We start from the raw sequence: 11,236 nt of genomic DNA on the forward strand, positions 1-11,236 counted from the left end.
GACTATAGCTATCGGGGGCAAGCCCCCTCCCACATTAGAAACAGTTTATATTCTAAAAAAGAATATGATTTTGAATTTATATTATTTTCAAGTCTTAAAAACCGGCTTTATAGTCGCGCCGCAGGCGAAGACGCGCTTCGCGCTTTAAGGCAGGATACGCCTACTGCGTCACCTGCTTCGCTCACCATAAAAAACACAGGGGCTCTTCATGTCTATTTCTGCATTCCGTCGCACGTTACTGGTTGGCACGCTGGGTCTGGCACTCGGTGCCGGTTGGTTGGGTCAGGCTGTGGCCGGCGAACAATTGGCCAATATCAAGAAGGCCGGCGAGATCAAAATCGGCCTGGAAGGTACCTATCCACCCTTCAGCTTCCAAGATGAAAGCGGCAAGCTCAGTGGCTTCGAGGTGGAGCTGTCCGAAGCCCTGGCCAAAGAGCTGGGCGTAAAGGTCAAGCTGCAAGCCACGCCATGGGACGGCATCCTCGCCGCGCTGGAATCCAAACGCCTGGACGCGGTGGTCAACCAGGTCACCATCTCTGAAGAGCGCAAGAAAAAGTACGATTTTTCCAAGCCCTACACCGTTTCCGGGATTCAGGCGCTGGTTCTGAAAAAGAATGTGGACAGCATCAAGACCGCCGATGACCTGGCCGGCAAGAAAGTCGGCGTGGGCCTGGGCACCAACTACGAACAATGGCTCAAGGACAACCAGCCCAAAGCCATCATCAAGACTTATAACGACGACCCGACCAAGTTCCAGGACCTGCGTATCGGCCGCATCGACGCGATCCTGATCGACCGCCTGGCCGCGCTGGAATATGCCAAGAAGGCTAAGGACACCGCCGCTGCCGGCGAAGCATTCTCGCGCCAGGAATCGGGTATTGCCTTGCGCAAGGGCGAGCCTGAACTGCTGGACGCTGTGAACAAGGCCCTCGACAAACTGCGCGCCGACGGCACCTTGAAGAAGCTGTCCGAGAAGTACTTCAACGCTGACGTCACTCAATAATGGAAGCAAGCTTCCAACTCGCACTGGATTCCGCGCCCTTTCTGCTCAAGGGCGCGTACTACACGGTGATCCTCAGCCTGGGCGGCATGTTCTTCGGTTTGCTGCTGGGCTTTGGCCTAGCCTTGATGCGCTTGTCGCGCTTCTTGCCGGTGCGAGGGATTGCTCGGATCTATGTGTCGTTCTTTCGCGGCACGCCGTTGCTGGTGCAGCTGTTTTTGATCTACTACGGCTTGCCACAAGTAGGCATCGAGCTGGACCCGATTCCGGCGGCATTGATCGGCTTCTCGCTGAACATGGCCGCTTACGCCTGTGAAATCCTGCGTGCCGCCATCGGCTCAATCGAGCGCGGCCAGTGGGAAGCAGCGGCCAGTATCGGCATGACCCGCGCGCAGACCCTGCGCCGGGCCATCCTGCCGCAGGCCATGCGCACAGCGCTGCCACCGTTGGGCAACAGTTTTATTTCGCTGGTCAAGGACACGGCGCTGGCCGCCACCATTCAGGTCCCCGAGCTGTTTCGCCAGGCGCAATTGGTGTCGGCGCGCACCTTCGAGATTTTCACCATGTACCTCAGCGCTGCGCTGATCTATTGGATCCTGGCCAGCATCCTGGCGCATTTTCAGAATCGCCTGGAAGACCGGGTCAACCGGCATGACCTGGAGTCTTGAAGCATGATCGTGGTTGAAAAACTGACCAAACAATTCAACGGTCAGGTGGTGCTCGCCGGCATCGACCTGGAGGTCAAGGAAGGCGAAGTCATCGCCATCATCGGCCCCAGCGGTTCCGGCAAAACCACCTTCCTGCGCTGCCTCAACTTTCTCGAAACACCCACCAGCGGACGCATCAAGGTGGGCGATATCGAGATCGACGGCAGCCGCCCAATCAACCAACAGCAAGGCCTGGTGCGACGCCTGCGCCAGCATGTGGGTTTTGTGTTCCAGAGCTTCAACCTGTTCCCGCACCGCACCGCGCTGGAAAACGTCATCGAAGGCCCGACCGTGGTCAAGAAGATGCCACGCGAGGCTGCGGTGGCACTGGGCCGCAAGCTGCTGGCTCGGGTCGGGTTGGCGGGCAAGGAAGACGCCTACCCACGGCGCCTGTCCGGCGGTCAGCAACAGCGCGTGGCGATTGCCCGTGCGCTGGCCATGGAGCCGGAGGTGATTCTGTTCGACGAACCCACCTCGGCGCTGGACCCGGAGCTGGTCGGCGAAGTACTGGCGACCATCCGCAGCCTGGCCGAAGAGAAGCGCACCATGGTCATCGTCACCCACGAAATGAGCTTTGCCCGGGATGTGGCCAACCGCGTGATCTTCTTCGACAAAGGCGTGATCGTGGAGCAAGGCGAAGCCAAGGCGTTGTTCGCCAACCCCAAGGAAGAACGCACACGGCAGTTCCTGAGCAAGTTTCTCGCTCACTGAGCCTGCCTGTTTGTGGCGAGGGTGCCTGCGCCCTCGCCATACCCCGCGTTCCTACAGCAACGCCCCATCGAGCCGCATAAAACGCCCTGCCTCGCGCCGCCTGAAATCCCCCTCCCAGTCAGACCCTTCTGAATATCCGCAAACCCGCCGTTTAGCCTTTTGCCGCCATTGACGCTCCTTGGCCAACCCTCTTATCTAGGTCTCAGAGGATTGGATCCTATCCCGGCTATTCACTGAATCGTGCCTTTCAGCCCCCCTGCGCACCCGCGCCAAGGGGCCGGAACGATTGCTGCTGGCTGCATCAAGGAGATGACTTATGACGCCCACGCTCACCGCCCCAACGCTGCCCCAGGCCAACCGATATGGCATCAACGCTCGGGCGGCCACCCAGTTGCAGGTTGCCATTGCGCCGTACCTCGGCATGGACGAAGGCGACCTGATCGAATTGTTCTGGAACCGTTGCTTTGCCGCCTCGCGGCGGATCACGGCGTGCAAGGTCGGCACGCCTACGCACCTGCGGGTGCCGGAGAGTTTTGTGCAAGACGGCCTGGCGCAGGTGTATTACCAGGTTATGCAGGTGGGCCACGGCCCGGCGCGCTCGGCCGTGACCCAGGTGCGCGTCAAGACCAACGCCCCAGGCGGCCAGCCCCCGGCGCTGTACAGCGACGAAAACCAGAACCTGGCCCCCGTCGCCCTGCCCGAGACCATTCGCCGCTACGGCGTCAACAGTCGCCAGGTACGCCGTGGTGTGCCGCTGACCATCGAGCCCTACCTGAACATGACCACCGGCGACGCCATCACCCTGCGCTGGGGCGATGTGCGCATGGATCTGCCGAAGATCCAGGCCCGCGGCATCGGCCTGGCCGTGCAGGTTTGGGTGCCGGCGACGGTGATCGCGGAGGCGGGCGACGACTGCCGGCTGGAGGTGACGTACTGCATTCTGGATCGCGTTGGTAACACCTCGCACTGGGCGCCGTCACGCACGGTGCGCATCGCGGCGTCGACGTCGTCACGGCCGTCCCGGGCCGTGACGCCCTATCGCCCCAGACCGCTCGGCTCCCCGTGCGAACCGGGCTGATCGCCTTCTATGCATATTCCTAAAAGTTAGTTTATTTAAATATTTAACAAGCTTAGGGTATATGCACCGGACCACCGGACATCTCTGAATTTTTGTTTTTAATTTCATTGAATGCGAGGTCGGTATGGTCAGAATTACCCCGGTGCGCAACGCCAGGGCATTGCGTGCAGCCAAGGAGCGGCGCTGATGTCTAACTTGGCTCTTACACCCCCAGTCACTCAGCTGGACGTCGCGCCTTTGCTGTTGCCGGCCGTAGTGCTGCGCAACGACGCAGAGGCGCTCGACGCCGCCCATGAGCTGGCCCAGGCCGCGCGCCTGCAAGCCGCCACACGCGACCAGCAACGCAAACTGCCTTGGGCGCAAATCGAACAGTTCACCCGCAGTGGGCTGGGCAGCATTTCTATTCCCCGCGAGTACGGCGGCCCGCAGGTGTCCTTCGCCACCCTGGCCGAGGTGTTCGCGATCATCAGCGCGGCCGACCCCGCGTTGGGGCAGATCCCGCAGAACCACTTCGGCATCCTGCATCTGTTGCAGGGCACTGCCAACGAGCGCCAGAAAGAGCAGCTGTTCCAGAGCGTGCTCGACGGTTGGCGCATCGGCAACGGCGGCCCTGAACGCGGGACTAAAAACACCCTGGAACTCAAGGCGCGCCTCACCGCCCAAGGCGACGGTTATGTAGTCAGCGGCCAGAAGTTCTACTCCACCGGCGCACTGTTTGCCCATTGGGTTGCGATCAAGGCGCTCAACGACGACGGCAAACAAGTCATGGCCTTCGTGCGCCGTGGCACCCAAGGGCTGCGCATCGTGGATGACTGGTCCGGGTTCGGCCAACGCACCACCGCCAGCGGCACCCTGTTGCTCGATCGCGTCCCGGTGGACGCCGACCTGGTGGTGGACAACTGGCGCCTCGGCCAAAGCCCGAACATCCAGGGCGCGGTCTCGCAATTGATCCAGGCCGCCATCGACGCCGGCATTGCCCGCGGTGCGCTGCAAGACACCATCGCCTTCGTGCGTGAGCGCTCGCGCCCATGGATCGACGCCAAGGTCGAACGCGCCAGTGATGACCCGTACGTGATCGCCGATATCGGCAAGCTGACCATCGAACTGCACGCTGCCGAAGCCCTGCTGCGCAAGGCCGGCCAGGTACTCGACCAGGTCAGCGCCGCGCCGATCACTGCGCAGTCGGCGGCGCGCGCGTCGATTGCCGTGGCCGAGGCCAAGGTGCTGACCACCGAAGTGTCGCTGCTGGTCAGCGAAAAGCTCTTCGAGCTGGCCGGCAGCCGCGCCACCCTCGCCGAATTCAACCTCGACCGCCACTGGCGCAACGCCCGCGTGCACACCCTGCACGACCCGGTGCGCTGGAAGTATCACGCGGTGGGCGCGTATCGCCTCAACGGCACCTTGCCCGCCCGACACTCCTGGATTTAACCGAGCGGACGTCTGGAGACCTCTATGCCTTTCTCGACCAACGTCGCGGTGATCACCAGCGACGAACATGCCCTTGTGGTGGCCAGCGACCTGGCCGAAGACTTTCGTCGCGACAGCGCCCAGCGCGACCGCGAGCGCCGCCTGCCGTGGCCTGAGCTGGATGCGTTCTCGCGCTCCGGGCTGTGGGGTATCAGCGTGCCCAAAGCCTTCGGCGGTGCCGGCGTGTCCAACGTGACCCTGGCCAAGGTCATCGCGCTGATCGCCCAGGCCGACGCCTCCCTGGGCCAGATCCCGCAGAACCATTTCTATGCCCTGGAGGTGCTGCGCGTAAATGGCAGCGCCGCCCAGCAGCAGCGCCTGTACGCCGAGGTACTCGCCGGCCAGCGTTTTGGCAATGCACTGGCGGAGCTGGGCACTAAAACCGCCCACGACCGCGTGACGGCCCTGACCCGCGACGGCGATGGTTTTCGCATCAACGGGCGCAAGTTCTACGCCACCGGCGCGCTCTACGCCCAACGTATCCCCACCTCGGTGGTGGACGAACACGGCCTGCAGCAACTGGCCTTTGTGCCCCGCGACAGCCAGGGCCTGAACGTGATCGACGACTGGAGCGGCTTCGGCCAGCGCACCACCGGCAGTGGTTCGGTGGTGTTCGATAACGTGTGGGTCGCGGCGCAGGACGTGGTGCCGTTCCAGAGCGCCTTCGAGCGCCCGACCCCCGTGGGCCCGCTGGCGCAGATCCTCCATGCCGCCATCGACACCGGCATCGCTCGCGCCGCCTTTGAAGACGCGCTGCACTTTGTGCGCACCAAAACCCGGCCGTGGATCGACGCCACCAGCGACAAAGCCAGCGAAGACCCGCTGACCCTGAAAAGCTTCGGCCACCTGAGCGTGCGTCTGCATGCCACCGAAGCCTTGTTGGAGCGCGCCGGCGAATACCTCGACCGCGCCCAGGCCGACAGCAGCGCCGAACACGTCGCGGCCGCCTCGATTGCGGTGGCCGAAGCGCGCGCCTTGAGCACTGAGATTTCCCTGGCCGCCGGCAGCACTTTGTTCGAGCTGGCGGGCAGCCAGGCGACCCTGGCCGAACACGGCCTGGATCGGCACTGGCGCAACGCACGCGTACACACCCTGCACGACCCGGTGCGCTGGAAGTACCACGCGGTGGGTAATTACTACCTCAATGACGCCAACCCGCCACTGCGGGGGACGATCTGATGGGCAAAAAGAAAATCCTGCTCAATGCCTTCAACATGAACTGCATCGGGCACATCAACCACGGCCTGTGGACCCACCCTCGGGACACCTCGACCCAGTACAAAACCCTGGCCTACTGGACCGATCTCGCGCAGACCCTGGAGCGCGGATTGTTCGATGGTTTGTTCATCGCCGATATCGTCGGCGTGTATGACGTTTACCAGCAATCGGTCGAGGTGCCGCTCAAGGAGTCGATTCAACTGCCGGTCAACGACCCGTTGCTGCTGGTCTCGGCCATGGCTGCGGTTACCCGTCATCTGGGGTTTGGCCTGACCGCTAACCTCACCTACGAGCCGCCGTATCTGTTCGCCCGGCGCATGTCCACCCTCGATCACCTGAGCGAAGGCCGAGTGGGCTGGAACATCGTCACCGGCTACCTGGACAGCGCCGCCAAGGCCATGGGCCTCACCGAGCAAGTCGAGCATGACCGCCGCTACGACCAGGCCGATGAGTACCTGCAGGTGCTCTACAAACTGTGGGAGGGCAGTTGGGAAGACGACGCGGTACTCAACGACCCGCAGCAACGGGTCTACGCGCAACCGGGCAAGGTGCATAAGGTCGAGCATCGCGGCGAGTTCTATCAGGTGGAGGGTTATCACCTGTGCGAGCCCTCGCCGCAACGCACACCGGTGTTGTTTCAGGCCGGCAGTTCCGAGCGCGGCTTGGCCTTCGCCGGGCAACACGCCGAGTGCGTGTTTATCAGCGGGCAGAACAAAGCCGCGACCAAGGTGCAGGTGGACAAAGTGCGCGCCAGCGCGCTCAAAGCCGGGCGCAACCCCGAGGACATCAAGGTGTTCATGGGCATCAATGTGATCGTCGGCGCCACCGAAGCCCTGGCCTGGGAGAAACACGCCGAGTACCTGAGCTACGCCAGCGCGGAAGCGGGTGTGGCGCACTTTTCGGCGTCCACCGGCATCGACTTTTCCCAGTACGAACTGGACGAACCGATCCAATACGTGAAGAGCAACGCCATTCAATCGGCCACCAAGACCCTGCAAAACAACGATTGGACCCGCCGCAAATTGCTGGACCAGCACGCCCTGGGCGGGCGCTACATCACCCTGGTGGGCTCGCCTCAACAGGTGGCCGATGAGCTGGAGTCGTGGATCAGCGAAACCGGGCTGGATGGCTTCAACCTCACGCGCATCGTGACCCCGGAAAGCTACGTGGACTTCATCGACCTGGTGGTGCCGGAGTTGCAGCGGCGCGGGTCGTACAAGACTGAATATGAGCAAGGCACCCTGCGTGAAAAAGTCTTTCACGCCAGCGCCCGCCTACCCGACCAACACACCGGCTCTACGTACCGCCACTGATCAAAAGATCTGGGAGGGCCCCTCCCACCGTACAACTGCCTTGTTTGCCCTGATCCCTGATGACTGGAAACCACTATGAAAAAGACATTGATCAATAACCCAGTCAAAGCACTGGCCCTGGCCTTCGGGCTGTTCAGCTCGACGGTGTTCGCCGCCGACGCACCGCTGAAAGTCGGCACCACCGCAGCCTTTGCGATTCCGCTGGAGGCCGCCGTGGCCGAAGCCGGCAAGCAAGGCTTGAAGGTCGAGCTGGTGGAGTTCACCGACTGGATCGCACCGAATGTCAGCCTGGCGGCGGGCGACATCGATGTGAATTACTTCCAGCACATCCCGTTCCTGGAAAACGCCAAGGCCGCCGCCGGGTTTGACCTGGTGCCGTATGCGCCGGGCATCATCAACAACGTTGGGTTGTATTCGAAAAAATATAAAAGCTTCGCCGACCTACCCCAAGGCGCCAGCGTGGCGATTGCCAACGACCCGATCAACAGCGGTCGCGGCCTGCAATTACTGGCCAAGGCGGGCTTGATCACCCTCAAGCCGGGGGTGGGTTACAAGGCCACCGAAGAAGACATCGTCGCCAACCCGAAACACATCAAGATCCTGCAAGTGGAAGCCGTGCAACTGGTACGCGCCTATGACGACGCGGACCTGGTGCAGGGCTACCCGGCCTATATCCGCTTGTCCAAGACCTTCGATGCCGAGTCGGCGCTGCTGTTCGACGGCCTCGACCATCCCGAATACGTGATCCAGTTTGTGGTTCAGCCCAACAGCAAAACCGACCCACGGGTGATCAAGTTCGTCGACATCTACCAGCACTCGCCGGTGGTGCGCGCCGCGCTGGATAAATCCCTCGGCAAGCTCTACCAAGTCGGTTGGGAGGGCTGAACATGACCGTCGCCCACGCACATTTGCGCGACCTGGGTTTACCGCCCAGGGACGCCGAGCAGACCGAGCTGCATCCGCACCTGAACCGCGCCCATGTGCGCTTTATCAACCTGGGTAAGACCTACGACGGCAGCGTGCATGCGCTGCAAGGCATCGACCTGGCGATCCAGCGTGGTGAGGTGTTCGGCATTATTGGCCGCAGCGGCGCCGGTAAGTCATCGCTGATCCGCACCATCAACCGGCTTGAACAACCCAGCAGCGGGCGCGTGCTGATCGATCAGGTGGACATCGGCGACTTCGACGAAGACCACCTGGTGGCGCTGCGGCGGCGCATCGGCATGATCTTCCAGCACTTCAACCTGATGTCGGCCAAGACCGTATGGCAGAACGTCGAGCTGCCGCTCAAGGTAGCCGGCGTGCCCAAGCTGCAGCGCGAGCAGAAGGTGCGCGAGCTGCTGGAATTGGTGGGGCTCAAGGACAAGCATCAGGCTTACCCGGCGCAGCTCTCCGGCGGGCAGAAACAACGGGTGGGCATCGCCCGCGCGCTGGTGCACGACCCGCAAATCCTGCTGTGCGACGAGGCCACCTCGGCCCTCGACCCGGAAACCACCCAGTCGATCCTTGGCCTGCTGCGCGAGATCAACCGGCGCCTGGGCCTGACTATCGTGCTGATCACCCATGAGATGGCGGTGATCCGCGAAATCTGCGACCGCGTGGTGGTGCTGGAGCATGGGCGCATCGTCGAGCAAGGCCCGGTGTGGCAGGTGTTCGGCGATCCGCAGCATGAGGTCAGCAAAACCCTGCTGGCACCGCTGCAACAAGGTTTGCCGCCGGAGCTGCAAGCGCGCTTGCAGGACCAGCCAGCCTCTGCCGAAGCGGCGGTGGTACTGCGCGTGCAGTTCACCGGCAGCGCCGCCGACGAGCCGGACCTGGCCGCGCTGTTCAGCGCACTGGGCGGGCGCGTGCGTTTGCTGCACGGCGGGGTGGAGCGCATCCAAGGCCACGCCCTGGGGCAATTGCTGCTGGCGGTGAGTGGTTCGGCCCACGGCGCCGACGCCTTGCGCCAACGCGCCGGGCGCTTTGCACAACAGGCGGAGGTGTTGGGTTATGTGGTTTGATCGTTTATTACAGGGCGCCCTCGACACCCTGCTGATGGTCGGCGTGTCATCGTTGATCGCGTTGCTGGTGGGCATCCCGCTGGCGGTGTTCCTGGTCACCAGCGACAAGGGCGGCATCTTCCAGGCGCCGGCGTTGAACCGGGCGCTGGGGGCGTTCGTCAATCTGTTCCGCTCGATTCCGTTTTTGATCCTGATGGTGGCGCTGATCCCGTTCACTCGGCTGATCGTCGGCACCACCTACGGCGTGTGGGCTGCAGTGGTGCCGTTGACCATCGCTGCCACGCCGTTCTTTGCCCGGATCGCCGAGGTGAGCCTGCGCGAAGTCGACCACGGCCTGATCGAAGCCGCCCAGGCCATGGGCTGCCGGCGCTGGCACATCATTTGGCATGTGCTGTTACCCGAAGCGTTGCCGGGGATTGTCGGCGGTTTCACCATCACCCTGGTGACCATGATCAACTCCTCGGCCATGGCCGGCGCAATCGGTGCCGGTGGGTTGGGGGACATTGCGTACCGCTACGGTTACCAGCGTTTCGATACGCAGATCATGCTCACGGTGATCGTGCTGCTGGTGGCGTTGGTGGTGCTGATTCAGGTGAGCGGCGATCGCCTGGCGCGGGTGCTGAACAAACGGTGAGGTATAGTCGGGACCTTTCAGTGCCCGGTATCGCTCGCCATGACGCTCAAACCCGACGACCTCGACCAGATCACCTCCACCACCCTCGGCCACTACAACAAGGTGGCCGAGGACTTTCGCGAAGGCACCCGCGACCACGATGTGAGCCAGAACATCGACGCCTTGCTGCGGCATATCCAGGGTGCGCCGCCGTTTACCGTGTTGGATTTTGGCTGCGGGCCTGGCCGCGATCTACAGACGTTTACGCGCCTGGGCCACATCGCCGTAGGGCTCGACGGCTCCGAGCGTTTCGCGCAGATGGCGCGCGAGGACAGCGGCTGCGAAGTGCTGCAACAAGACTTCCTCAAGCTGCAACTACCCGCCGCGCGCTTCGACGGCATCTTCGCCAATGCGGTGCTGTTTCATATCCCCAAACAGGAATTGCCCCGGGTACTCAAACAGCTGCATGCCGCGCTGAAACCGGGGGGCGTGCTGTTCAGCTCCAACCCGCGCGGCGACAACCAGGAAGGCTGGAACGGGCCGCGCTACGGGTCGTATCACGACCTGGAGGCGTGGCAGACGTTGCTGACCAGCGCAGGGTTCGTGGAGCTGGAGCATTACTACCGCCCTGCCGGATTGCCTCGCGAACAACAGCCGTGGCTGGCCAGCGTCTGGCGCAAACCTCACCAATAGCTTGGCAATATATACCAATGTGGGAGGGGGCTTGCCCCCGATGACAGTGGGTCAGTCAGCACATCTGATACTGATACACCACCGGCGCCTCCCCCATCCGCAGTGACAACCAGGAAGGCTGGAACAGGCCGCGCTACGGGTCGTATCACGACCTGGAGGCGTGGCTGGCGAGCGTCTGGTGTAAACCTCATTAACAACCTGAAAAAATGCGGTTTTTGTGGTGAGCGGGCTTGCCCCGCGCTGGGGCGCGGAGCGGCCCTCTCTACAGACACTGCGGTGTGCCAGGCAAAAGCGGTTGCCAGGTTTTAGGGCCGCTTCGCAGCCCAGCGCAGGGCAAGCCTGCTCACCACAACAAGCCCCCTTTTTGTGGCGCGGCGTGTTTGTGGTGAGGTGATTCGACCTGTCCCCGCTGTGCTCCACCCGTCACATCCAG

Annotated in this window: 11 protein-coding genes; all 11 read left to right on the forward strand. The window is 62.6% G+C overall.

Annotated elements, in window-relative coordinates; translation table 11 throughout:
* The first annotated feature begins 208 nt into the window (after window positions 1–208).
* Complete coding sequence (tcyJ, locus tag YA0848_RS29885) at window positions 209–1,003, forward strand: cystine ABC transporter substrate-binding protein (RefSeq protein ID WP_034095344.1); 795 nt, start codon at window positions 209–211, stop codon at window positions 1,001–1,003.
* Entirely contained in the window at window positions 1,003–1,668 is a 666-nt protein-coding gene (gene tcyL, locus YA0848_RS29890; protein WP_034111309.1) for a cystine ABC transporter permease, read from the forward strand. The genes tcyJ and tcyL overlap by 1 nt, the downstream gene beginning before the upstream one ends.
* A 3-nt stretch (window positions 1,669–1,671) precedes the next feature.
* Window positions 1,672–2,418 (forward strand): L-cystine ABC transporter ATP-binding protein TcyN, encoded by a 747-nt coding sequence (tcyN, locus tag YA0848_RS29895; RefSeq protein WP_099312113.1) that lies wholly within the window; start codon window positions 1,672–1,674, stop codon window positions 2,416–2,418.
* Between the two features lie 316 nt (window positions 2,419–2,734).
* Entirely contained in the window at window positions 2,735–3,496 is a 762-nt protein-coding gene (locus YA0848_RS29900; protein WP_169903854.1) for a hypothetical protein, read from the forward strand.
* A 186-nt stretch (window positions 3,497–3,682) separates the two neighbouring features.
* Complete coding sequence (locus tag YA0848_RS29905; RefSeq protein ID WP_169903855.1) at window positions 3,683–4,924, forward strand: SfnB family sulfur acquisition oxidoreductase; 1,242 nt, start codon at window positions 3,683–3,685, stop codon at window positions 4,922–4,924.
* Window positions 4,925–4,948: 24 nt separating this feature from the next.
* The gene (locus tag YA0848_RS29910; protein WP_169903856.1) at window positions 4,949–6,142 is read left to right on the forward strand and encodes an SfnB family sulfur acquisition oxidoreductase; all 1,194 of its coding nucleotides are present in this window, start codon (window positions 4,949–4,951) and stop codon (window positions 6,140–6,142) included.
* On the forward strand, window positions 6,142–7,494 hold the full coding sequence (locus YA0848_RS29915) for an LLM class flavin-dependent oxidoreductase (RefSeq protein ID WP_169903857.1): 1,353 nt from the start codon (window positions 6,142–6,144) through the stop codon (window positions 7,492–7,494). The genes YA0848_RS29910 and YA0848_RS29915 overlap by 1 nt, the downstream gene beginning before the upstream one ends.
* A gap of 75 nt (window positions 7,495–7,569) precedes the next feature.
* On the forward strand, window positions 7,570–8,379 hold the full coding sequence (locus tag YA0848_RS29920) for a MetQ/NlpA family ABC transporter substrate-binding protein (RefSeq protein WP_034095337.1): 810 nt from the start codon (window positions 7,570–7,572) through the stop codon (window positions 8,377–8,379).
* Window positions 8,380–8,381: 2 nt separating this feature from the next.
* Entirely contained in the window at window positions 8,382–9,497 is a 1,116-nt protein-coding gene (locus YA0848_RS29925; RefSeq protein WP_047881483.1) for a methionine ABC transporter ATP-binding protein, read from the forward strand.
* Window positions 9,487–10,131, forward strand: a complete 645-nt coding sequence (locus tag YA0848_RS29930; RefSeq protein ID WP_034111298.1) for a methionine ABC transporter permease — start codon at window positions 9,487–9,489, stop codon at window positions 10,129–10,131. Before YA0848_RS29925 ends, YA0848_RS29930 begins: the two co-directional genes overlap by 11 nt.
* 39 nt (window positions 10,132–10,170) lie before the next feature.
* Window positions 10,171–10,803 (forward strand): class I SAM-dependent methyltransferase, encoded by a 633-nt coding sequence (locus YA0848_RS29935; RefSeq protein WP_034095334.1) that lies wholly within the window; start codon window positions 10,171–10,173, stop codon window positions 10,801–10,803.
* Window positions 10,804–11,236: the final 433 nt, after the last annotated feature.

The organism is Pseudomonas sp. S4_EA_1b (assembly GCF_016307435.1).
Lineage (GTDB): Bacteria > Pseudomonadota > Gammaproteobacteria > Pseudomonadales > Pseudomonadaceae > Aquipseudomonas > Aquipseudomonas rhodesiae.